The following is a 23,115-nucleotide window of genomic DNA, read 5'->3' on the forward strand; positions in this document are numbered from 1 at the left end:
CTGGGCCAGCTGATGGCCCTGGTCGAGCGCTGGCTGCCTGGCGCAGCGCCCACGGCTGACAACCTGGGCACTGCCAAGTGGCTGGAGGACGAACACTGGCGCCGCATGGAGATCGCCGTGGCCAACGGCATCGCCAAGGCGCTGAACGGCTGACCGAGACCCAATGAATGGCTGCTGCATCCACCACCAGTCACCTTGACTTCATCCTGCGCCTGGTCGATCAGGTGACGGCCCCGGCCGCCAACGTCGCCAGGCAGCTGCAGGACGTGGCCGAGGTCGGCAAGAACGGCTTTGTGCAGATGGGCGCCGGCATGGCGGGCGTGGTCGGCACCATCGTGGCGTTCAAGGAAGGCCTGCAGCCTGCGCGGGACCAGCTCCGCGCGCTGGGCGAGGTGCGTTCCCTGGGGGTGGCCGAAGACGCCCTGGAATCACTCCAGGCGAAGTCCTTCGAGTTCGCCGTGGCCTACGGCGAGAACGCGACCGCCTTTGTCCAGTCCGCCTACAGCATCGAAGGTGCGGTAAAGGACCTGACCGGCTCGCAGCTGGCCCTGTTCACCAACGCCTCCAACGTGCTGGCCAAGGCCACCAAGACCGACAGCGAGACGATCAGCGCCTACATCGGCACGCTGTATGGCCTGAACAAGGCCCAGGCGGACGCCATGGGCAAAGGCGAGTGGGTGGAGATGCTGGCCGGGCAGAGTGCGCTCGCCGTCCAGCTGTTCCGCACCAGTGGCCAGCAGTTGAACGACGCCTTCAAGGCCACCGGCATTGGCGCTTCGGCGGCGGGTGTGAGCCTGGCCGAGCAGATGGCCGTCCTGGGCACGCTCGGCACCACCATCGAAGGTGGCGAGGCGGGCGGGCTGTACAAGTCCTTCTTCGAGAACATCGCCGGGGCGTCGGAAAAGCTCGGCATGAAGTTCACCGACAGCAACGGCCGGCTGCTGCCCATGCTGTCGATCCTGGACAAGCTGAAAGGGAAGTTCGGCGACCTGGACACCCAGGCGAAGCTCGACGCCATCACCGGCGCCTTCGGCGGCGAGGCGTCGCGCTTGATCGTCACCCTGATGAAGGACACCGACCGGCTGCGCGGTGGCCTGAACAAGCTGGGCAAGGTGAAAGGCATGGAGCAGGCCGAGCAGATGGCCAAGGCCATGGTGGATCCGTTCGACCAGTTCGCCGCCATGCTGCAGAACCTGCGCATCGTGATGGGCCAGGTGCTGATGCCCGTGCTGACGCCGCTGATTCAGCGCATCACCAAGATGGGGACGACCTTCCAGCGCTGGCTGACCATGTTCCCGAACATCGCGCGCTGGCTGGGCTACATCACTCTCGGTCTGCTCGCTCTGGTCGCCGCTGCGGGTCTGCTGACCGTGCTGGGCGGGGTGATGTCGGTGCTGTCGATTCTGATCAGCCCTATCGCGCTGCTGGTCCTGGGGATCGTCCTGCTGATCGTGGCTGTGGGTGCCGCCATCATCTGGTGGGACCAGTTGAAGGCCAAATTCGGCAACACCGCGTGGTTCCAGGTGCTGCTGACGATCATCAGCCCCGTGGTGCTGGCGTTCAAGATCTGGGTGGCGGTGCTGCAGCTGGGCTGGGCTGCCCTGCAGAAGCTGTGGAGCATCGGTGCCAACGTGGTGGGCTGGCTCGCTGAACTGACGGGCGCGACCAGTGGCGCGAACAGCGTGTGGGACACCCTGCTGTGGGCCTTCACCAACCTGTCGCCGTTCGCGCTGCTGGGCAAGGCGCTGAAAGGCCTGATCGAGCTGCTGAACAAGATCCCTGGCGTGTCGATCGATACCAGCTTTGCCGATATGCCCGAAGCGCCAGGCATGGGCGAAGCCATGAGCGCCGCCGAGCGCGCAGCGGCCGCACAGAAGATGCAGCAGACGATCAATGCGGCCATTCCCAGCCTGTCGCCGAGCCAGGCCGCCAGCGTGCCGCCGGGTGGCCTGCTGACGCGGATCCAGAACACGTCCAGCCAGAGCAGGGGCAATCACATCGAGAAGGTGGAGATCCACACCGGCAAGGCCATGACCCCGCTGGAACTGGAAAACATGCTGGGGATGGCTGCCGGATGAGCCTCTACATCGATCTGCTGATCCAGGACAACGACCTGGCGCTGGACCCGTCCCGCCAGCCGCGGCTGGTGGATGACCGCGCGAGCATCGCCCAGGACATTGCCCACATGATCCGCGAGAGCGGCCTGCTGGTGACCCTGGTGGCTGAGCGTGACCGCCTTCGGCAGCGCGACTGCATCCAGCAGTTGGAGCTGCTGGTGGAGGCCGACGAACGCCTGGTGCCCGGCACCGCGAAGATCCGTGAAGTGGACGCCGGCCAGTACCTGGTGACCGCGCGCACCGTTGAGTTTGGAGTGATTGAGGTGACCCTGTGACCGTAGATTTCAAGCAGGCGCTCAATGACGCCGGCATTCCCACCACCGAGCAAGGGCTGCGCCAGGCCTGGGAAAGTGAAGTGGCCGCCCAGGGCAGCGCGCTGAGCAACACCAGCGCCTATTCGCCGTTCTGGCGGATCGTCACCGCCCTGGTGACCAAGCCCGTGCTGTGGCTGATCACCTTCATCAGCGGCACCGTGCTGCCGAACTTCTTTGTGAAGACCGCCTCCGGCGCCTGGCTGGACATGCTGGCCTGGGCCGTGAACGTGGAGCGCAAGGGCGCAACCAAGGCCAAGGGCCTGCTGCTGTTCACCCGCCTGGCGGCCGGCGGCGCCCTGGAGGTGCCCGCCGGCACGGTGGTGCAGTCCGCTTCGATCAACGGGCACATCTACCAGTTGGTGACGACCGCCGATGGCACGTTCACCGATGGCGCGATGCAACTGGAGATCCCGGCCGAGGCGGTGGATACCGGCGCCGGCTTCAACCTGGCGCCCGGCTACTACGCCATCCTGCCGGAGCCCGTGCCGGGCATCGCCCAGGTGGTGAACGCCAGCGGCTGGCTGACCTCGCCCGGCGCGGATCCTGAGCCCGACGACGAGCTGCGCCTGCGCGTGCGCAACCAGTTTTCGGCGGTCAACCAGTGGCACACCGATGCCGTCTACCGTGCGCTGATCTCGGCTTTCCCGGGTGTGCGCCCCGATGGCGTGTACTTCCTGCACGGTGCGCCGCGTGGCCCTGGTAGCGCCAATGCCTATGTGCTGTTCGAGGCGGACGTGCCGGCAGCCACCTACCTGGAGCAGATCAACGCCCACATCCGTGACCAGGGCAACCATGGCCATGGTGATGACCTGCTGGTGATGGAGATGCCGGAGACCCTGCACGCCATCATGCTGGAGGTGTGGCCGCGTTCGACGCTGACCGCCGAGCAACGCCAGAGCCTGCTGGCGAACATCGAGCTGTTCGTGCGCGCCGCATTCCGCGAGAGCACCACCACCGACTACCAGCCAACCCTGACCTACCCGCAGTCGCGCTTTTCCTTCAGCCGCCTGGGCGAGGAACTGCACCAACAGTTCCCCGGCATCGAGTCGCTGCGCTTCCAGAACGCCGACATCGTGTCGGAGCTGGCCATCCCCCGGATCCAGAGCCTGCAGGTGGTGCCCCATGATTAAGCTCGGGCTGCCCTTCTGGCTGGACGGCCCCGAGCTGGCAAAGCTCAAGGCTGCCGCACAGGCCTGGTGGACAAAGGTGGAAGGCTGGCTGCACTGGCCGCTGCTGCAGATGGACGCCGACACCTGCCACCTGACCATCCTGGATCTGCTGGCCTGGCAGCGCGACATCACGCGCTTCAAGGGCGAGCCCGAGGCCCTGTATCGCCTGCGGGTGAAGCACGCCTTCATCAACGCCGTGGACGCCGGCAGCGTTGCCGGCATGAAGCGCATTCTGCAGCGCCTGGGCGTGGGCTATGTGGAGATCGAGGAACGCCACCCCGAACGCGACTGGGACGTGGTGCTGCTGCAACTGAGCAACACCCAGTTGGCCGAGAACCCCGAGCTGCTGCGCGTGCTGATTCAGCAGTACGGCCGCACCTGCCGCCGCTACGACTTCGTGACCATTACCCCGGTGACGCTTGGCCTGGTCGCGGTCGATTTCAACGACGACCAGCAGACGCTGGTCGCCAGCCTGTAGGAGACCCCCATGGGTGCCAGCATTACCCTTGCCGGTGAAAGCCTGATCGCGCAGAAGCAGGGCGCGCAGCAGATCCTCACCGTGTCCCGCTTCATCCTGGCCAACGTGCCCGGCCTCGATCCCAACGGGCCGGTGGACCGCGCTGCCGGCAAGCCGGCCGCCGGGCAGATCGTCGGCACCTACGACATCACCCAGGCCGGCTACGTGAACCCCAATCAGGTGGTCTACAGCCTGATGCTGGGCAGCGATATCGGCGACTTCGACTGGAACTGGATCGGCCTGGAAACCGCCGAGAACGTGCTGCTGATGGTGGCCTACGTGCCCACCCAGCAGAAGCGCCGCAACATCCCGCCGCTGCAGCTGGGGAACAACGTCACCCGCAACTTCCTGGTGGTGTTCGACGGCGCCCAGGCGCTGACCGGCCTGACCATCGACGCCAGCACCTGGCAGCACGACTTCACCGTGCGCCTGGCAGGCATCGACGAGCGCGAGCGCCAGAGCAACCGCGACATCTACGGGCGCGCGTGCTTCTTCGGCAGCGCGCTGCAGCTGGAGAAAGTGGGCGGGGCGTATCAGCTCAAGCCGGGCACCGCCTACGTGGAAGGCGTGCGCCTGCAGCATTCTGCAGCGCTGCCTGTGGTGCCGCCGGCATTCCCCACCACCGCCTGGCTGGACGTCGCCCTGAAGCGCGAGCTGAACGACGTGGTGGCGTCCTGGAGCGTGGTCTGGGGGACAGCAAAGGTGGACTACGTGGACAGTGCCGGCGTGCAGCACTACTGCGTGGCCCTCGCAGAGCTGCCGAACAGCAACACCGTCACCGATAGCCGCCCGGTGGAGAACATCGCGGGACCGCTGGTGGCGCACTTCGCCGCCCGCGTGGGCGACTACGCCGGCCTGCGGGCCAGGGCGACCACCAAGGACGACGTGGGGCTTGATCAGATCCCGAACGCGATAGCGAAAGGGGCTCAGAAGAGCAGCGACCGTGACGACGTTATTTCTACCACTGCGTTCGTCAAAGCCGTTGCTGGTGACGCGAGCTTCCTTGCCACAGCGACCCGAAACCTGAGCCAGGGCACGGATAGGCAAGATCCGAACATCGCGATAGCGCCCGTTATCGTGACCAAGCATGCCAACACCCCAGACGGGGCAAATGGATTCTATTGGCACATCACCACCACGTTTTACGGAACCATCTCCGCCACCAGCGACCGCGCGCAGATCGCCGTGTCATACAACAGCCCCACCCCAATGGTGTGGGCGCGCAGCTGTCTTGGAAACGTGTGGCTGCCGTGGGTGCAACTGGCCAATACCGCCTTTGTAAAGAACGCGATCAATGCGTTCGGGATTGGCACAAACGAGGGCGAAACAGCGATGCCTCTGCTGGCAAACCTGAACCGCACCGATATCCCGACAGGCATCTATGCCTGCAACGCCTCTACGGTAGGGGCGCCCACAGCAGCAGCTGGCATCGTTCAAGTCAGTAACAAGGGCACCGGCAACAATCTCGAATTCAACTGGATGACGCTCGCCAACGGCGAAGTGTGGTCACGCTCTACCAACGCAAATGCCATTGGCCCATGGGCCAGGCAACTGAGCGATCAGAACATCAACACGCTGTACCCCCTGAGCAGTGCCGGAGGTGCCTACAGCGCGCCTCTTCCCGGAGGTTTGATTCTCAAGCTGGGCACCTACTCCAGAGCCTGGGCATTTGCCGAAGGCGAGCTGGTGACGCTCACCTTTAACGACGCCTTTCCATCGGCCTGCTTGTGGGGTGGTGCCTTCCCGGTGAACAGCTCCGGGGGCGCTCACCACGAAACCATGTACTTGCGCCGATCCATGAGCAGAAGCAATGCGGTTATTCAGGCCGAAGGGGTAACGAGCCAAGGTTTGAACGGGCACGAGTTCGCCTGGATTTTCGTAGGTTACTAGGAGCGATCAATGCCTTTTTTTGACCCCGTGCATTCAGGTTTCTATTCGGAAGACCGCAACGACATCCCGAAAGGCGCCGTCAGGATCAGTGAAGAACTGCGCACTGAGCTGATTAAAACAGGCCTGCCCATTGCCCTGAATTCGGATGGTATTCCCACCCCCATTTACCCATCAGAACCCAGCGCGGCCGAACGCTTGAAGAGTCGGCACGGGGTAAAAACCAAGGAAGTCGACACGGCCTGCGAGTCAGCCATCATCAGCGGCTTCCAGTCTGCTGCCCTGGGCACGCCCCACCGATACAGCAGCCAGCTGGATGATCAGCTGAACCTGACCGGCGCCATCCTGCGGGGGCTGGATATGCCCTATGCCTGCCGCGACGAGCAAGGCGTGAGGGACTTCCGCTTGCACACCGCCGAGCAACTGCGTCAGGTGGGCGACGACTTCACCTTGTACAAGCTGCAGCTGCTGCAGCGCGCCAACGCGCTGAAACAGCAGCTGGATCTTGCGCTGGCAGCCGGTGACATCGAGGCCATGCAAGCCATCACCTGGGAGGCCGCTGCATCGTGACCTGGGCACCTGTGACCATGCGCTGGCCTGAGCAGGCCACCCAGTGGATGGGTGGCCTGGCGGCGGCCAAGGATCTGGCCGGCGGTGAGCTGGCCAGCACTGCCATCCGCCTGGCAGGTCTGGACGGTATGGCCACCACCAACCCTGGCCCGGTCGGCAGCGCCGCGCAGGCCGCCATCGCCGCCGGGCGTGCTGCGCTCTCCGCGCAGCTGGGCGAGGCGCCGGCCTGCCTGGCGGTGACGCCCTTCCAGTCGGGCATCGGCCAAGGCCGTGGCCACCAGCGCTTCCTGTCGGCACCCAACCTGCTGCAGCACCTGGCCGACAAGCTGGTGGACAGCACCGACGCCGGCCGCCCTACCGGCCCGCAGTTCGCGCTGTCGATCCTGTTCCTGGCTACCCGCTACGACCAGTTGGCGAGCACCCTGGCGCGCTTCAACGCGCTGCTGCCGGTACCGGACCTGGTGCGCACCGAACGGCGCGCCCGGCACCTGTCCCGGCTGGAGTCGGAAAAGTGGGTGACGCCCTCTGCTGGCCCGCTGCCGCGCTGGGGCACACTGCCCCTGGAGCGCTGCACCATCACCAAGGCCGCCAAGCGGTCCATGGCGGGCCAGTTGGCCGTCCTGGAGGGCTACGCCGCCGACAGCTCGCCCATGGCGGATCTCGTCGCGCTGGCCGGGCGCAAGGCCACCCAGCAAGCGGCACGCGACCAGAAGCTGACCGACCTGCAGGCGCTGCTGGCCGGCGGATCCGCTGACGACAGCATGCGCGCCCGACTGGTCGGCCCTGGTACGCCGGCCCAACTACGCGCCGCCATGCTCGACGGCCAGCCGCCTGGCCATGAATGGGTGCTGAGCGCCGGCCTGGTGCTGACGGGATCGCTGGATGGGCTGAGCTTCGTGCGTGAGCTGGTGGGCCTATGACGCTGCTACTCGACGGCAAGAAGGTGCGCGGGAAGGGGCTCAAAGTGGCGGCCTCGCTGCGCATCGAGAGCGACGATCTGTCGGGGCAGACCAGCAACACCGACGCGGCGCACAAGGGCTTCAAGCCCAAGACGCTGACCATCACCCTGCTGATTCCGTACCGCGACCGCGCGCACCTGGTGGAGCTGATGAGCTGGGCCGAAGCCACCGGTGCCGGCGGCCAGCGCCGCACCTATCGGGTGGTGAACGACACCGCCGAGGCCTTCGGCGTCCGGCAGGTGGAGTTCAGCGACGGCGTAAGCGCCCGCGAGGACGACACGCTGTCGGCGTGGCGCGTCCAGTTCACCCTGGCCGAGAAACTATCCACAGCCGAGCGCGTGGAGAAACGCCGCCCCGGCAACTCGGTGACGCAGCAGGCAGGCCCTGGCCAGTCCATCGACGGCACCACCAGCGAAGGCGGCGCCCAGCCGGGCGAGTTGACCGGCTTTGAAGCCATTCTGAAACGCCTGGATGACGCCCTCGCATGAAGCTGCACAAGGTCCTGACCATCGCCGGCAAGGTGTACCCCCTGGTGAAAGACGAGGTGCGCCTGGATCTGCGCAGCCCCGGCCGGGCCAGCCTCACCATCAAGGCCGAAGCGCCCGTACGCGGCCTGGTGACCCTGGACCTGGGCTACAACGAACGCGCGCTACAGCGGCACTTCATCGGCCACGTCGAGCGCTGCACCGCCGCCAACAGCCAGCAGCAGGTGCTGTTCTGCCGCGAGCTGACCAGCGTGCTGGCCATGCCGCTGCCCATGAACCTGCGCCATGTGGATCTCCGGCAGGTGCTGGCCGAGATCAGCACGCGCACCGGCCTGCGCTTTCGCGTGCCGGACCAACCCTACGCAAAGGTGAAGACGCCCTACTTCTACAGCCTGGCCGCCGGGTATCAGGCCATGGACAGCCTCGCCCAGGTGTTCGGCATCCCGGACTTCATCTGGCAGCAGCAGGGCGACGGCGAGGTGTACGTGGGCAGCTGGGCACACAGCTTCTGGGGCGTGCGCGATCCCTTGCCGCTCCCGCCCGAGCTGTTCGACACCTACCAAGGCAACCAGAGCGCCATGGTGGCGGCCCTCCCAGGCCTTCGCCCTGGTGCGTCTATCAACCAAGGCGAGCGGATCACGTCCGTGACCCTCGCCGACTCGCAGATGGCCCTCCGATGGAAGACGCAATCCGCCGCGCAGTAGAGCGCCAATTTCCCGAACTGACCGGGGGCTATCACCTGCCCCGCTTGGGCCGTGTGGTCGCCGTCCCAGATGCGCCGGACGCTCCGGGCCTGTGCGACGACTTCCGCCCACGCTTCGGGGTGGATGTCGAAGTGCTGCGCCCCGACGGCGAACCCGATCCCGACCTGCCCATTCTTCACAGCCTACCCCTACCCGCCCCCAATGGCGGCCAGGAGGCCGGCTTCTTCGGCTTCCCCGAAGAAGGTGCCACCGTGGTGGTGTGCTTTGCCTACGGCCTGCCCCACAAGCCCTACATCGCGCAGATACTCCCGCACGGGCTGAGCCTGCCGAAGGTCTCAAAGGGGGATCAGCTGTGGCAGCACAGCGAGGCCAGCCAGCAGCGAGTGGACGCCGATGGCAACTGGACCCGCCAGACGGATGGGCAGATCCGCGATCAGGCCGTAGAGCGCGAGGTGGAGGCCCTGGAGAACACCGAGCACTACCAGATCACCACCGTGGACGTGGACGACCACAGCACCGAGACCGTGGGCGGGGTGAAGAAACTGCAGGCGCTGGGGGCACTCAAACTGCTGTCCGGCGGATCCGCGAGCCTCGCCGCCGTGGGCGACCTGCATCAAGCCACCGGACGCGACCTGAACCTGGTGGTGGGGCAGAAACTGAACGCCACCGTGGGCGGTGATATGACCGAGGCCATCGTGGGGATCCGCCGCAGCATCGCGGCCCAGACCTGGCTGGGCTCCCCAGGCGTAAACGTCCTGCAGGTGCTGCTGGATCTAATCGACCTGGTGCAGCAGATGAACACCCAGCTGGCCGCCCATACCCACGTTCCAGGGCCAATGCCGAGCGTCGGCGACGTGGCTCAGTTCAGCAGCAAAGCAGCCAAGGCGTTGTCCTTGTCGGGGCAGCTGAAACCTATCACCGCATAACCTAGCGGACGGGTGGCATTCAACTGCCAGTTGAATTCTATACCAATATAGGTATATATTTGCTGCACATATTTACAGGGAACCTTAGTAGATGGGGAAGCCGTTGCACTGGGTAGGGAGTAGCAAGAAGGATCTCTCAGATATGCCCGACGACGTACAAGATGTGTTTGGCTTCGCCCTACATCAGGCCCAAGAAGGCGGCAAACACCCACAGGCAAAGCCACTAAAGGGCTTTTCTGGAGCTGGGGTGCTTGAAGTTGTCGAGGATTACGATGGCGATACCTATCGAGCAGTCTACACAGTGAAATTTGGAGCAGCAGTCTATGCCCTGCATTGCTTCCAGAAAAAATCGACCAAAGGCATAGAGACACCGCAGCATGATATCGACTTGATCAAGTCGCGATTGAAAGCAGCGGAAGCACATGCGAATGGTGGAAAGAAATGATTGAGATTGAAGAAGGTAGCGGCAACGTATACGCAGACATCGGAAGAGCCGATGCCAGCGAAATGATGATGAAGGCAAGACTTGCGGAGAAAATCGGCGGCATCATCAAAGCCCGCCATCTAACACAAGTTCAAGCCGCAGAGATCCTTGGGCTACCTCAACCAAAGGTTTCTGACATGCTGCGCGGGAAATTCAGAGGTATCAGCGAAGCCAAGATGATTGACTGCCTGTCACGTTTGGGCCGCGATGTTCAGATTGTGGTCAAAGCTGCTCCAAGATCACGACGGGAAGGGCGAGTGGAAGTAGTCTTTGCCTGACTCAATAGCTGCACCCGAGAAACCCGCCACCTGGCGGGTTTTTCTTTGCCCCGAACACTATTTCCGACCTATCGCAGGTCACCATGGTGAGCACGCCGAAAAAATCGCTCGTCCAGAAAACCGAGGGCAAGAACGGACTTATCCCCCTCCCGCCGACGGGCCGTGCATGATTTTTTTGCGCAATCCAGGGTGGGGTGAAAGAGGGACGCGACGGCAGCGGCAGCGCGGGATCTGGCGGTTAGGCTCGCTTTTCACGCTGTGAAAGGAATTGTCAGGATGTGCAAGATGGGTCGGCCCGGAGTGTCCACATTACGTCCACACCCCGAAGCAAAGTGTGCGAAAAATAGGCGCATATATCTCGGAAAACCCACGCTATGCGGGGTTTTCCCAAACACAACAGCACTTCAGAACCGGTCAACAACAAGTTCGACGAAGGCGAATAACCACGCCCCCTCGCTACACCAGCGCCGTATCCAGCACCATCATCAGGCAGAAGCCGAACGCCAGCCCCAGGCTCCCGGCCACCGGGTGTCCACGCCTGTGGCACTCCGGGATGATCTCGTGAGTCACCGCGAAGAGCATCGCCCCCGCAGCCAGGGCCAGGCCCCACGGCAGTAGCACAGTCGAGACCTGCACCAACCACGCGCACAGCAACGCGAACAGCGGCTCTACCAGCCCGGATGCCGCACCGATGAGCAACGCCCGTCCTCGCGACATCCCCGCCCCTGCCAGCACCAGGGAAATGATCAGCCCCTCCGGCAGGTCCTGCAGCGCAATGCCCAGCGCCAAACTGTCCGCGCCGGCCAGGCCCGCGCCAGCCGCAACGCCCACCGCCATGCCTTCCGGAATGTTGTGCACCACGATGGCGATCACGAACAGCACCACCCGAGGCGCCAGACGCACGCCAGCCCCGGCATCGACGGGTAACGCCTGGTCCGGCAACAGGCGCCCCAGGCCGAACAGCGCACTGGCCCCCAACAGCAAGCCAATGCTGACCAGAAACCCCGCCGACCAGCGGGAGAACCCCAACTGCCCCGCCGCCTCCAGCCCCGGCATCAGCAGCGAGAACACCGTCGCCGCCAACATCACGCCGGCCCCGAAGCCAAGCAGGGCATTGGACGCCCGGGCCGACAGACGACCCAGGCACAGCACCGGCAAGGTGCCGACGGCCGTGCCCAGGGCGCAGAGGCTCCCGGCCATCAGCGCATGCCAGAGGTGCGGCTCCAGCACCCGCTCGGTGGCCAGCAGCGCCCGCCACCCCAGCAGCAGCGCCCCGATCAGCACCAGCGCGATGCCCAGCACCTGCCGCAGCGACAAGCCGCTGGGCAGGCCTGCCCCCACCAGCCGTCGTCGACGGGCCGGGGACGCCATACGCAAGGGCGCCGCCATCAGGCCAGTGCCTCTCGGTAGCGCCGCTCCACCTCGGCCCAATCCACCACGTTGTAGAACGCCCCGATGTATTCCGGTCGGCGGTTCTGATAGCGCAGGTAATAGGCGTGCTCCCAAACGTCCAGACCCAGCACCGGCGTATTGCCGTGCATCAGCGGACTGTCCTGGTTACCGGTGCTCTCCACCACCAGGCGCCGTTCGGGCGTCACCGACAACCATGCCCAACCACTGCCGAAGCGCTTCAGCGCGGCCTGGGTAAAGGCCTCCCTGAAGGCAGCGAAACCACCCAGCTCCGCTTCGATGGCCGTACGCAGGGTTCCACCGGGCTCACCGCCACCTGACGGCGACATCACGGTCCAGAACAGGCTGTGGTTCGCATGCCCGCCCCCGTTGTTGATCACCGCCACGCGCAAGGCCTCGGGCAGCTCATCAAGGCGACGCAGCACCTGCTCCACCGGCAGATGCCCGAGGGCGTTGCCCTCCAGCGCCGCGTTCAGGTTGTTCACGTAGGCCTGGTGGTGCTTGCTGTGGTGGATCTCCATGGTGGCCGCATCGATGTGTGGCTCCAGCGAGTCGTAGGCATAGGACAAGGCAGGCAAGACGTAAGGCATGGAGGGTGTTCCTCTCTCAGTGGTAATGGCGGCTCATGGCGGGCGCTCGACGGGCGACGGGAGCGCTGCGGTCCAGCAAGCGGTCGGTGCGCGGGTAGGTGCCGTGGTCCTGAATGAACTGCATCAGCGTGGCGTAGGTCCGCCCACTGTGGCGCTGCGCCATCTCCCGCAGGTCCTGCGGCTGGCGCGCGTCATACACCAGCTGCAGCAGGCGCTCGTGGCAGGCGCAGAGGTACTCGGCGGTCTCCTCCGGCTGCTCCAGCATCAGGTGCAGGTCACCCAGGTTGTGGTACGACACCACCAGTGCGGACACCGCCTCGGCCGGTTCCGGCCAACGCTCCAGCAGCATCTGCGCCTGGGCCAGCGCACGCAGGTAGAGCTCGCGCGCCTCGATCCAGTCCCCGTCGTGGAAGCAGCGGTTGCCCGCCGTGATGATGCGTTTCCAATATTCCATGCGACACCTCCAGAACAGGGGCGCCACCGGAGCGGCGCCCGGTGGGGCGGCTAGAGGCCGCCCTCGGTGAGTTTCTCGGGATTGAGCAACTGCTCCAGCTCGGCCCGGGACAGTGCGGTGTGCTCCTCGGCCACATCGATCACCGGGCGTCCCTCGCGGTAGGCCTGCTTGGCGATTTCCGCCGCCTTCAGGTAGCCGATGATGGGGTTGAGCGCCGTCACCAGGATGGGGTTGCGCGACAGCGCTTCCTGCAGCTTCGGCTGGTTGACGGTGAAGCTCGCCACGGCGCGGTCCGCCAGCAGTCGGCTGCTGGTGGTGAGCACCTGCAGGCTGCCGAGCAGGTTGTGGGCCACCAGCGGCAGCATCACGTTCAGCTCGAAGTTGCCGGACTGCCCCGCCAGGGTGATGGCTGCGTCGTTGCCGATGACCTGGGCGGCCACCATCGCCGCCGCTTCCGGAATCACCGGGTTGACCTTGCCCGGCATGATCGAAGAGCCCGGCTGCAGGGCCTCCAGCTCAATCTCCGCCAGCCCGGCCAGCGGCCCCGAGTTCATCCAGCGCAGGTCGTTGGCGATCTTCATCAGCGACACCGCCACCGTCTTCAGTTGTCCGGACAGGGCCACGGCGGTGTCCTGGGAACCGATCAGGGCGAAGAAGTTGCTGCCAGGGGCGAAGCGCAGGCCGGTCAAGGTATTCAACTCATCGCAGAAGCGCTCGGCGAAACGCGGATGGGCGTTGATCCCGGTGCCTACTGCCGTGCCGCCCTGGGCCAGTTGCTGCAGGCTCGGCAGCAGTGCACGCAGGTGCTCGATGTTGCTTTGCACCTGCTGCGCCCAGCCATCGAGTACCTGGCTCATGCGCACCGGCATGGCATCCATCAGGTGGGTACGCCCGGTCTTCACATAAGGGCGGACCGCCAGGGATTTCTCGCACAGCACCTGCAGCAGGTGGCCCAGCACCGGCAGCAGGCCTTCGGTGAGTTCGATGGCCGCGCTGATATGGATGCTGGAGGGGATCACGTCATTGCTGCTCTGCCCGCAGTTCACGTGGTCGTTGGGGCTGACCGGCTCGCCGAGCAGGCGCCCGGCCAACGTGGCGATCACCTCGTTGGCGTTCATGTTGGAACTGGTGCCGGAGCCGGTCTGGAACACATCCACCGGGAAGTGCGCCATGAAGTCCGTAGCCAGCAGCTCCTGGCAGGCCCCCACGATGGCATCGCCCATGGCCGGGCTGATCTGCTCCAGTTCCACGTTGGCGCGGGCCGCCGCCGCCTTGGCCAGGATCAGGGCGCGGATGAAGGGCGCCGGCATCCGCAGGCCGGAAACCGGGAAGTTGTTCACCGCCCGCTGGGTCTGGGCGCCATAGAGGGCATGGGCGGGCACGGCCAGCTCGCCCATGCTGTCGCGTTCGATTCGGGTGTCAGTCACGCTGGGCTCCTTCTTCGGGATCGTGGTAACGGAGGGACGGCGCCAGGTTCAGGGTCGCCAGGCGCCATTGCAGCGCGCGAAGGCGGCGCTGCAGGGCAGAGCTGCGCGCGTGGTGGCGCAGCTCCTGCAGGGGGAGGTAGGCGTAGTCCAGGCACTGCGCCCGCCAGTGGGCCGGGAGCGCGCGGTCTTCCGCGCTGCGCAGCAGCAGGTCGAGGCAGGCCTCGAAGATGCGCCAGGGCGAGGCGCCTTGGCGCTCGGCCAGTTGCCGGGCCTCGTTCAGGTAGCGCACCAGCAGGCGCGGCTCGTCCGGACACAGCGCGCAGCGGATGCGCAGGCCGGTCGAGCGCCAGCGGGCGGTAGCCGGGTTTTCCTCGCGGCAGGACTGCATGGCAAACCTCTAACGAAAATCATTCGCGAATGAGAATAATAATATTTAGAGATAATTGCCAAGCGGCGATGCGCGGGGTCGCTCGCCAGCCGTGAAAGACGTGTCAATGAAATCGCTTGAAAAAGCGGGAAAAGAAACGAAAACGCGCCCATTGGGCGCGTTCTCAGGGGCGGAGCGTGTGGAGGCGATCAGCTGCCAGCAACAGTCATCCGCTCGATCAATACCGAGCCAGTACGGATGTTGCCGCGCATCTCCAGGTCGGAGCCCACAGCGAGGATCTGGCGGAACATGTCCTTCAGGTTGCCGGCGATGGTCACTTCCTGCACCGGGAACTGGATCTCGCCATTCTCGACCCAGTAGCCGGCCGCACCACGGGAATAGTCGCCGGTCACCATGTTCAGCCCCTGTCCCATCAGCTCCGTCACCAACAGGCCACGCCCCATGCGGCGCAGCAGCGCCTTCTGGTCTTCCGGGCCATGGCTGACGAACAGGTTGTGCACGCCGCCGGCATTGGCCGTGCTCGGCAGGCCGAGCTTGCGCCCGGAATAGGTGCCCAGCACATAGGACACCAGGTCGCCCTTCTCCACGAACGGCTTGGCGTAGGTGGCCAGGCCATCGTTGTCGAACGCCGCGCTGGCCATGGCGCGCGGGATGTGCGGGCGCTCATCGATGCTCAGCCACTCGGGGAACAGGCGCTGGCCCAGCGCGCCCTCTAGGAAAGAGGACTTGCGGTACAGGTTGCCGCCGGAAATGGCCGACAGGAAGCTGCCGAACAACCCCGTGGCCAGCTCCGCCGCGAACAGCACCGGCACCTCGCAGGTGGGTACCGCCCGGGCACCCAGGCGGCTGACAGTACGCTCGGCGGCGCGGCGACCGATGCTCGCCGGATCCGCCAGCTGGGTGCCAATGCGGTTCACGTCGTACCAGTAGTCACGCTGCATCTGGCCTTCGCTGCCGCCGATCATCACGCAGCTCAGGCTGTGGCGGGTGCTGGCGTAGCCCCCGACGAAGCCATGGCTGTTGCCGTACACGCGGCAGGCCTGGTGGGTGCTGAGGGTGGTGCCGTCGGCATTGGTGATGCGCGCATCGGCATCGAAGGCCGCCGCTTCACAGGTGAGCGCCAGCTCCACCGCCTGCTCCGGGCTGATAGCCCAGGGGTGGTAGAGGTCCAGCTCCGGCAGGTCACGGGCCATAAGGGCCGGGTCGGCCAGCCCCGCGCAGTCGTCTTCCGAGGCGTGCTTGGCAATCGCCAGGGCTGCCGCCACGGTCTCGCGAATGGCCTCTTCGCCGCTGGCCGAGGTGCTCGCCGAGCCCTTGCGCTGCCCTACATAAAGGGTGATGCCGAAGCCCTGGTCACGGTTGAACTCCACCGTTTCCACCTCGCGCTGGCGCACCGTGGTGGACAACCCCTGCTCCATCGACACCGCCACCTCGCAGGCCGTCGCGCCCTGGCGGGCGGCCTCGGCGATGATGCGCTCTACCTGCGCCTGCAGCTCCGGAAGGGCCTGCGGGCCAACACCTTGTACGTCACTCATAGCCACTCCGATTTCTCAAACCCGTTTCGACGGGGCGGGCGCCGCGCGCCCTGCCCCACCCGCCGCGAACGCGGCGCCAGCCGGGACGGACAATCCCCCTCCGACTGGTTATCATGGCGGCGTTTTCCACTGGACCACCCCCATGCCTGAATATCTCGACGACGACTTCTCCGGAGAGAAGAGCAAGTCCCAGGTCAAACGCGAGCTGCAGGCCCTGCAGGACCTGGGCGAACGCCTGACCACCCTCAAGCCCGACATGCAGGACAAGCTCCCGCTCACCGATGCGCTGCGCAAGGCCCTGGTCGAGGCGCCCAAGCACAAGGCTCACATCGCCCGCAAACGCCACCTGCAGTACATCGGCAAGCTGATGCGCGAGCAGGATGTCGAGGCCATCGTCGCCATGGTGGACCAGGTCGACAACACCACCCGCGAATACAACGAGCGCTTCCACAGCCTCGAGCGCTGGCGTGATCGCCTGATCGCCGGCGACGACGAAACCCTCGAAGCCTTCGTGGCCGACTACCCGGACACCGACCGCCAGCACCTGCGCGGCCTGATCCGCCATGCCCAGCACGAAGCGGCCCGCAACAAACCGCCCGCCGCCGCACGCAAGGTCTTCAAGTACATCCGCGAACTGGACGAAATCCAGCGCGGCCTGCGCTGAAGACCGCCACGGGCCAGCACCCCGGCCACGCCGGGGCCAACGGCCCGTAGCACCGCGCCACATCAGGCGCCGGTGCCTCCCACGGTGATCGCATCGATCTTCAGCGTCGGCTGACCGACGCCCACGGGCACCGACTGCCCGTCCTTGCCACACGTCCCTACTCCACTGTCCAGTGCCAGGTCGTTGCCCACCATGGACACCCGGCTCATCGCCTCCGGCCCGTTGCCGATCAGCGTCGCACCCTTCACCGGCGCGGTGATCTTGCCGTTCTCGATCAGGTACGCCTCGCTGGTGGAGAACACGAACTTGCCGCTGGTGATGTCCACCTGGCCACCGCCGAGGTTGGCGCAGTAGATACCGCGCTGGACCGAGGCGATGATCTCCTCCGGGTCGCTCTCCCCCGCCAGCATGTAAGTGTTGGTCATGCGTGGCATCGGCAGGTGCGCGTAGGACTCGCGACGGCCGTTGCCGGTGGGCGCCACGCCCATCAGCCGCGCATTGAGCTTGTCCTGCATGTAGCCCTTGAGCACGCCGTTCTCGATCAGCGTGGTGCACTGGGTCGGGGTGCCTTCGTCGTCCACGCTCAGCGAACCGCGGCGACCGGCCAGGGTGCCGTCATCGACGATGGTGCACAGGCTGGAGGCGACCTTCTCGCCGATGCGGCCGCTGTAGGCCGAACTGCCCTTGCGGTTGAAATCGCCTTCCAGGCCGTGGCCCACCGCCTCGTGCAGCAGCACGCCGGACCAGCCGGCGCCCATCACCACCGGCAGCGTGCCGGCCGGGGCAGGCACCGCTTCCAGGTTCACCAGCGCCTGGCGCAGCGCCTCGCGGGCGTAGCCCATGGCGCGGTCTTCCTGGAGGAAGTAGCGGTAGTCGGTCCGCCCGCCGCCGCCGTGGCCACCGCGTTCGCGGCGACCGTTCTGCTCGACGATCACACTGACGTTGAAACGCACCAGCGGGCGCACATCACTGCCCAGGCTGCCGTCGCTGGCGGCCACCAGCACGTGCTCCCAGACCCCGGCCATGCTCACGGTGACCTGCTTGATGCGCGGGTCGAGCGCACGCGTGGCCTGGTCGATGCGCTGCAGCAGCGCGACCTTCTCGGCACGGCTGATCACGTCCAGCGGGCTGTCCGGCGCATAGAGCCGGGCCACCTCGGGGCTGGCGAAGGCCTGCACGCGCCCCTGCTGCCCGGCCCGGGCGATGGACCGGGCCGCACGGGCCGCCTGGCTCAGCGCCTCGGGGGTGATGGCGTTGCTGTAGGCGAAGCCGGTCTTCTCGCCGGACTGGGCACGCACGCCCACGCCCTGGTCGAGGTGGAAGCTGCCGTCCTTGACGATGCCGTCCTCCAGCACCCAGGACTCGGAAACCAGCCCGTGGAAATACAGGTCGGCGGCATCGATGCCCGGACCGGCCACCTCGCCGAGGACGCCCTGCAGCTGCTCGATGGCAAGGCCGCCCGGCGCCAGCAGGCGGTCACTGACGGATAACAACATCTGGCTCATAGCTACTCCGTAATCACCGGCGCGGGTTCGGCCGGCGTCTTGAATCGTCTGTGTGCCGTCACCGGCATTCGTTGGCGGATCGCCCGCTGCTCCTCGGCATCACGCCGGGCCAGCAGTACCGCCTCACCCTTTCCGGCCTCGGCCAGGACACGCCCCCATGGATCGACGATAGACGAATGCCCATGGGTTTCCCGCGGCCCCGGATGAACGCCGCCCTGCCCGGCCGCCAGCAGGTAGCACTGGGTCTCGATGGCGCGGGCGCGCACCAGCACCTCCCAATGCGCCGCTCCGGTCACCGCCGTGAATGCCGACGGCGCGGTGATCAACTCGGCCCCGGCCTCGCGCAATGCGCCGTACAGCTCGGGGAAGCGCAGGTCATAGCAGACCGTCAGCCCCAGGCGCCCCACCGGAGTATCGGCCAGCACCACGTGGTCACCGAAGGCGTAGTCGTCGGACTCGCGATAACGCCCCCGGGCATCGGCCACATCCACGTCGAACAGGTGGATCTTGTCGTAGCGCGCGACCCGCTCGCCGTGCTCATCCACCAACAGCGAGCAGGCGTTGGGCTTGGCGTCCGGGCGGCCTTCGGGTGGCAGGGGCAAGGTGCCGGCCACGATCCATAACCTGAGGTCGCGGGCGGTCTGTTTCAACCAAGGCAGGATCGGCCCTTCGCCACGGGCCTCGGCCTGCCCCAGCCGAGCCAGGTCGCGCCGGCCCATGGCGGCGAAGTTCTCCGGCAGCACGGCCAGGCGCGCGCCCTGCCCTGCCGCGTCGGCCAGCAGGCGCCGAGCGGCGTCGAGGTTGGCCAGGACGTCGTCCTGGCTGGTCATCTGGATTACCGCGAACTCCATGGCGTCCTCCGGCGTACGACAACGGCCATGCAACGGCCCGTCATGAATCGGGTTTCTCGAACGGCTTGTCGAAGGTGAACTTCGGGTCCTGCAGGGGGCCGCGCACCTTGTATTGCACGCTAGCGAAGCGGGCGACCCGGTCCCCCAGCAGCTTGTCCACCACGAACAGCGCACCGCCAATGGCCGGGGCGCCGACGATCAGTGCGGCGAGCGGCAGGTTGTTAGTCACCGGCAGGGTCACCAGCAGCTTGGCGTCGATGCTCTCGTGGGCCATGTCCAGGGTGCCATTGAGCTCCAGCCCGCTGGAGGGCCCTTCGAGCACGATGGGCTTGCGGGTCACGAAGACCCCGTCGGTGCCCTCCAGCACGCCCTTCACCCGGTCGTAGGCCAGGCCCTTGCCCAGCAGGTCGGAGAAGTCCAGGCGGAGGCGGCGGCCGATGGAGTTGAAGTTGAGCAGGCCGAACACCCGCAGGGCCTGGGCACTGCCGTCGGCCTCGACGAACTGGCCCTTGCGCAGCGCGGCATCGAGGGAACCGTTGAAGCGTTTCAGGCTGACCCAGGCCGGCGAGCCGGGCCAGCGCCCATCCACGTCCAGGCGGAAGCGCTCGCTGGTGGCGGTGGGGGCGTACTTCCAGGCCAGCAGCACGTCGGCGAGGTTCTTGCCCTCCAGGCGCCCCTTGTACCAGGTGCTGCTGGCACCCGGGCTGCCTTCCCAGCCGAGGGCACCGTCGATGTGCAGCCCCTTGAGGTCCAGCGACAGCTCGCTGAACTGGGTGCCGCTGGCCACCGGACGCGCCTTGAACGACCAGGCGCCCAGCGGCTCGTCGCCCAGCTGGACCTGGGCGATGCGCACGTCCAGCGCAGGGAGGGAATGGGGGTCGTGATCCTTGAGCGGGTCGGGACCGGGCGTGTCGTCCTTGTCGTTGTCCGCCGGCTTGGGCAGGCGCAGGCGCGCCAGGTCCAGTGCCACCGGCGCGCCCTGGGCGTCCGGGAGGCTGATGGTGCCCTGCAGCAGGTTGCTGTCCAGGTCCACCTTCCAGGCCGCATCGCCCCGTTGCAGGCCAACGCGGAAATCCTGCAGCTCCAGTCCCATGCCGCTGAACCGGCCGATGCGCAGATCAGCGCTTTGCAGCAGGCCGACGGCATTGCCGGCATCCTTCTCGGCGTAACGCTGGCGCACGGCCTGCCAGGCGGCCAGGTCGAGGTCGTCCAGCACGCCCCGCACGCGCACGCCACGAGCGGTCGGCAGCACGGCACGCCCGGAGCCGAGCATCAGCTCGCCACGGGCGCCGGAAAAATCGTTGGCCGGGGCCGCCAGCGCCAGGTCGGCAAGGTCGCCGTACTGGAACCAGTAGCGTCGCTCGGCGCCGTCCAGGGTCATGCGCCACTGGCTGTCGCGCACGGCCTCGGCGGGCTTGCCAAAGGGCGCCGGCAGGTCGATGGCCACGCCCTTGAGGGTCGAGTCCACTTTCAGTTGGCTGTCCTTACCGTCCAGCAGCAGGTCGAGCCGATAGGGCACGGCACCGCTGACCGGCAGCGGACGATTGACGCCGAGCCAGGCGGTCAGGTCCTTCAGCGCCACCACGCCGTTGGCCTGGATGCGGCTGCGCGCCTGGCCGTTGCGGCCTTCGGCGGTGGCACGGGCGGCAACGTCGCGGCCGAAGACCCGGGCGCGGATGTCCTTGCTGCTCAGGCCGCTGGCCGTGTCGTAGCGGAAAGCGCCGTTCAGGGCGCTGAGTTCGAGACTCGGAGTGGCGAAGCGCAGGCGCGCGTCCTGGGTGGCGAGGTCGACCACCACACGCGGCTCCCCGCCAGCCTTCGCCAGGGGGATGTCCAGGTCCAGGTTGCCATCCAGGGTGCCTTCGCCCTGCCAACCGGCCATCACCTGTGCGGCGGGGGTCGGCGCCTGCTGGAGGATCTTCAGCCCGTCGGCGAAGCTGCTGTCGAGCCTGGCGGTCAGCTTCAGGTGGGGCACCTTGCCGCTGTCCACGTGGGGTACGTCGGCGCGGGCATCAGTGACCTGGCTGTCGAGGATGCGTCCGCTGGGCACCCGAACCCGCACGCCGGTGTGCTCGACGAACACGTCGCCCCGTGCGTCGGTCAGGGCCGGCCAGCCGGGCTGGTAGTCGAGCCGGGCGTCACGCACCTTGAAGAACAGGCTGATGGAGCGCGCCTCCGGCGGCGAGGCGTGCAACAGGGAACCCTGGTACTGGAAGAAGCCCTCGTCGATGCCGCCGCCCTTGATTGAGCGCTTGAGCCACTCCGCCAGCTCCGGGCTGAGGCCGGAGGACAGCGTCGGCAGGTATTTCTCGGTGAAGCGCGCATCGCCCTGGCTGAGGCCGACGCGCAGGTCCATGTAGTCCTCGCCGGCCGGGTCGCGCAGCAGGCGGATGAGGAAGTCACCGGCGATGTGGCCCTCCTCGCCCTCCACCCGCAGGTAGGGGGCGACCAGGGTGAAGGCCTGCTCATCCAGCGCCCAGGTCAGCCGGGCGTGGGCTTCGCGGTAGTGCCAGGGCTTGGGGAACAGGTGGTCGAGGTGCAGGGCGAAGTCATCGGCGTCCAGGCGCAGTTCGCCGCCGGCCAGGTTGCCGGTCAGGCTGCCGCTGACGTTCTCCGCCGCCGGCGCGCCGTGCACGGCGCCGAAGCTCAGGCGCTCCAGGTTGGTGCTGTAGGCCAGGCGCTGGCCAAGGGGGGCATCCGGTCGCCAGATCGCCTGCACATTGCGCAGGGCACCCTTGGGATCAAGGCCATCCACCAGTTCCCGTGCCAGGTCGTTGAGGGGCGCAAGCCCCTTGACCAGGGGCACCAGGGGTTGCAGGTCGATGCGGTCGGCACGCACACGCCATTCCCGCGCGTCCTCGCTTCCAGCTTCTTCGGCCAGCAGGTGCACGCCGCCCCAACGCTGCTCGCCCACTGTCATGGACAGCGAGTCCAGCTGCAGGCGCATGCCGGCTTCGGTGTTGTCGAAATAGGCATCCACCGCGAGGTCCTGGAGGGTCACCGGGGCCTGGTCACGACGGCTGCCTTTCAGCTCACCGACGCGCAACCGGCTCACCGCGCGGCGCAGCTCTCCACGGGACCACTCCGCCCACAGCTCACCGCCACCCAGCACCTTGCTCAGGCGCCAATCGTTGGCGATCGACTTGGGCAACCAGCGGGCCCAGTCGGCCTGGGGCAGGCTCAGGTAGGCATGGGCTTCGCTGGCCAGCCAGTCCTCGGGGTCCAGTCGGGTGTCAAGGCGCAGGCTCAGCGGCTGCCCGTCGGCCAGCACCAGCCGCCCCTCCAGTTGCTGGGACGATGCGCTGCCGGAGAGTGCCGCCTCGACATAGGTGAAGGTGACCGGCTTCTGTTGCCAGGGCTGAACGGTGACCTGGCTGTTGACCAGCGCAAACCGGCCCACGGACTGGAAGCCCTGGATCAGTTGGGCGGGGCGCAGCGCGGGGGAATCGGGACGGGACGGGACGCCCGCGACGGCCCAATGGCCGCTTTCGTCCTGCACCACCTGCAGGTTCAGGCCGTCGAGTTCGATGCTGGCCAGCTTCGGCGCGCGCTGCAGGAGGCTGCCGAGCACGTCCGGCACCAGCCGGACCTGATCCAGCCGCAACACCTCGTCGCCCTGGCCGATGACCACGTCACGGGCCACCACCACGGGCGCAAAGCCCTGCCAGCTGCCTTCCAGGGCACCGATCTCGACATCCTGGCCCAAGGCATCGCTGGCGCGGGTGCGCAGGTCGTCGCGGTACTCCGCCACCATCGGCACCAGTTGCCGACCGAGGCTGACATAGAGCGCAGCCAACACCAGCCCCAGTGCACAGAGGGCCAGGAGGGTTCTCAGGAGGGTGACCAGCAGCAGACCCTGGCGCGCCATTCAGCGGGGGCCC

General features: G+C 66.6%; 23 protein-coding genes. 14 read left to right on the forward strand and 9 right to left on the reverse strand.

The window, feature by feature from the left end; all coding sequences use genetic code 11:
- Window positions 1-12 precede the first annotated feature (12 nt).
- The 13 genes from RTK35_RS26945 (at window position 13) to RTK35_RS27005 (ending at window position 10,410) form a co-directional block, all read left to right on the forward strand.
- The gene (locus RTK35_RS26945) at window positions 13-153 is read left to right on the forward strand and encodes a DUF6890 family protein (protein ID WP_044409718.1); all 141 of its coding nucleotides are present in this window, start codon (window positions 13-15) and stop codon (window positions 151-153) included.
- A 14-nt stretch (window positions 154-167) separates the two neighbouring features.
- Window positions 168-2,078 (forward strand): phage tail tape measure protein, encoded by a 1,911-nt coding sequence (locus tag RTK35_RS26950; RefSeq protein WP_316909406.1) that lies wholly within the window; start codon window positions 168-170, stop codon window positions 2,076-2,078.
- Complete coding sequence (locus RTK35_RS26955; protein ID WP_182851882.1) at window positions 2,075-2,392, forward strand: DUF2590 family protein; 318 nt, start codon at window positions 2,075-2,077, stop codon at window positions 2,390-2,392. The genes RTK35_RS26950 and RTK35_RS26955 overlap by 4 nt, the downstream gene beginning before the upstream one ends.
- Window positions 2,389-3,561 carry a baseplate J/gp47 family protein gene (locus tag RTK35_RS26960; protein ID WP_182851881.1) on the forward strand — a complete coding sequence of 391 codons (1,173 nt, stop codon included), beginning with the start codon at window positions 2,389-2,391 and terminating at the stop codon, window positions 3,559-3,561. The genes RTK35_RS26955 and RTK35_RS26960 overlap by 4 nt, the downstream gene beginning before the upstream one ends.
- Window positions 3,554-4,078 (forward strand): phage tail protein, encoded by a 525-nt coding sequence (locus RTK35_RS26965; protein ID WP_316909407.1) that lies wholly within the window; start codon window positions 3,554-3,556, stop codon window positions 4,076-4,078. The genes RTK35_RS26960 and RTK35_RS26965 overlap by 8 nt, the downstream gene beginning before the upstream one ends.
- 9 nt (window positions 4,079-4,087) lie before the next feature.
- Window positions 4,088-6,007: a phage tail protein gene (locus RTK35_RS26970; RefSeq protein WP_316909408.1), complete on the forward strand. Its 1,920-nt coding sequence runs from the start codon at window positions 4,088-4,090 to the stop codon at window positions 6,005-6,007.
- Between the two features lie 9 nt (window positions 6,008-6,016).
- Entirely contained in the window at window positions 6,017-6,574 is a 558-nt protein-coding gene (locus RTK35_RS26975) for a hypothetical protein (protein WP_316909409.1), read from the forward strand.
- Window positions 6,571-7,494: a hypothetical protein gene (locus RTK35_RS26980; protein WP_316909410.1), complete on the forward strand. Its 924-nt coding sequence runs from the start codon at window positions 6,571-6,573 to the stop codon at window positions 7,492-7,494. The genes RTK35_RS26975 and RTK35_RS26980 overlap by 4 nt, the downstream gene beginning before the upstream one ends.
- Window positions 7,491-8,021 (forward strand): DNA-binding protein, encoded by a 531-nt coding sequence (locus RTK35_RS26985; protein ID WP_182851876.1) that lies wholly within the window; start codon window positions 7,491-7,493, stop codon window positions 8,019-8,021. The genes RTK35_RS26980 and RTK35_RS26985 overlap by 4 nt, the downstream gene beginning before the upstream one ends.
- A complete protein-coding gene (locus tag RTK35_RS26990) occupies window positions 8,018-8,722 on the forward strand; it encodes a hypothetical protein (protein WP_182851875.1) in 705 nt (234 codons plus the stop codon). The genes RTK35_RS26985 and RTK35_RS26990 overlap by 4 nt, the downstream gene beginning before the upstream one ends.
- The gene (locus RTK35_RS26995; RefSeq protein WP_316909411.1) at window positions 8,695-9,648 is read left to right on the forward strand and encodes a hypothetical protein; all 954 of its coding nucleotides are present in this window, start codon (window positions 8,695-8,697) and stop codon (window positions 9,646-9,648) included. The genes RTK35_RS26990 and RTK35_RS26995 overlap by 28 nt, the downstream gene beginning before the upstream one ends.
- A 91-nt stretch (window positions 9,649-9,739) precedes the next feature.
- Window positions 9,740-10,093 carry a type II toxin-antitoxin system RelE/ParE family toxin gene (locus RTK35_RS27000; RefSeq protein WP_279863508.1) on the forward strand — a complete coding sequence of 118 codons (354 nt, stop codon included), beginning with the start codon at window positions 9,740-9,742 and terminating at the stop codon, window positions 10,091-10,093.
- Window positions 10,090-10,410, forward strand: coding sequence for a helix-turn-helix domain-containing protein (locus tag RTK35_RS27005; protein WP_279863507.1), 321 nt, complete (start codon window positions 10,090-10,092; stop codon window positions 10,408-10,410). Before RTK35_RS27000 ends, RTK35_RS27005 begins: the two co-directional genes overlap by 4 nt.
- A 456-nt stretch (window positions 10,411-10,866) precedes the next feature.
- Here the strand turns inward: RTK35_RS27005 and RTK35_RS27010 are convergent, their stop codons facing one another.
- The 6 genes from RTK35_RS27010 to pmbA form a co-directional block, all read right to left on the reverse strand.
- Window positions 10,867-11,799 (reverse strand): ZIP family metal transporter, encoded by a 933-nt coding sequence (locus RTK35_RS27010; RefSeq protein ID WP_409563797.1) that lies wholly within the window; start codon window positions 11,797-11,799, stop codon window positions 10,867-10,869.
- Window positions 11,799-12,410, reverse strand: coding sequence for a superoxide dismutase (locus RTK35_RS27015; protein ID WP_316909412.1), 612 nt, complete (start codon window positions 12,408-12,410; stop codon window positions 11,799-11,801). The genes RTK35_RS27010 and RTK35_RS27015 overlap by 1 nt, the downstream gene beginning before the upstream one ends.
- 16 nt (window positions 12,411-12,426) lie before the next feature.
- The gene (locus tag RTK35_RS27020) at window positions 12,427-12,864 is read right to left on the reverse strand and encodes a hypothetical protein (RefSeq protein ID WP_107329469.1); all 438 of its coding nucleotides are present in this window, start codon (window positions 12,862-12,864) and stop codon (window positions 12,427-12,429) included.
- A gap of 50 nt (window positions 12,865-12,914) precedes the next feature.
- Window positions 12,915-14,291, reverse strand: coding sequence for a class II fumarate hydratase (locus RTK35_RS27025; RefSeq protein ID WP_316909413.1), 1,377 nt, complete (start codon window positions 14,289-14,291; stop codon window positions 12,915-12,917).
- The gene (locus tag RTK35_RS27030; RefSeq protein ID WP_044409753.1) at window positions 14,284-14,679 is read right to left on the reverse strand and encodes a hypothetical protein; all 396 of its coding nucleotides are present in this window, start codon (window positions 14,677-14,679) and stop codon (window positions 14,284-14,286) included. The genes RTK35_RS27025 and RTK35_RS27030 overlap by 8 nt, the downstream gene beginning before the upstream one ends.
- 188 nt (window positions 14,680-14,867) lie before the next feature.
- Entirely contained in the window at window positions 14,868-16,214 is a 1,347-nt protein-coding gene (pmbA, locus tag RTK35_RS27035; protein WP_142011896.1) for a metalloprotease PmbA, read from the reverse strand.
- A gap of 142 nt (window positions 16,215-16,356) precedes the next feature.
- Here pmbA and yjgA point away from each other — a divergent pair, with 142 nt between their 5' ends.
- Complete coding sequence (gene yjgA / locus RTK35_RS27040) at window positions 16,357-16,878, forward strand: ribosome biogenesis factor YjgA (RefSeq protein ID WP_044409758.1); 522 nt, start codon at window positions 16,357-16,359, stop codon at window positions 16,876-16,878.
- A gap of 62 nt (window positions 16,879-16,940) precedes the next feature.
- Here the strand turns inward: yjgA and tldD are convergent, their stop codons facing one another.
- Genes tldD through RTK35_RS27055 form a run of 3 tightly spaced genes read right to left on the reverse strand, consistent with a single transcriptional unit; the run spans window position 16,941 to window position 23,102 of the window.
- Window positions 16,941-18,383: a metalloprotease TldD gene (tldD, locus tag RTK35_RS27045; protein WP_044409760.1), complete on the reverse strand. Its 1,443-nt coding sequence runs from the start codon at window positions 18,381-18,383 to the stop codon at window positions 16,941-16,943.
- A 2-nt stretch (window positions 18,384-18,385) separates the two neighbouring features.
- On the reverse strand, window positions 18,386-19,234 hold the full coding sequence (locus tag RTK35_RS27050) for a carbon-nitrogen hydrolase family protein (RefSeq protein ID WP_044409763.1): 849 nt from the start codon (window positions 19,232-19,234) through the stop codon (window positions 18,386-18,388).
- Window positions 19,235-19,274: 40 nt separating this feature from the next.
- A complete protein-coding gene (locus RTK35_RS27055) occupies window positions 19,275-23,102 on the reverse strand; it encodes a YhdP family protein (protein WP_316909414.1) in 3,828 nt (1,275 codons plus the stop codon).
- Between the last annotated feature and the right edge of the window lie 13 nt (window positions 23,103-23,115).

The organism is Pseudomonas sp. zfem003, from assembly GCF_032621675.1.
GTDB classification, from domain to species: Bacteria; Pseudomonadota; Gammaproteobacteria; order Pseudomonadales; family Pseudomonadaceae; genus Metapseudomonas; species Metapseudomonas otitidis.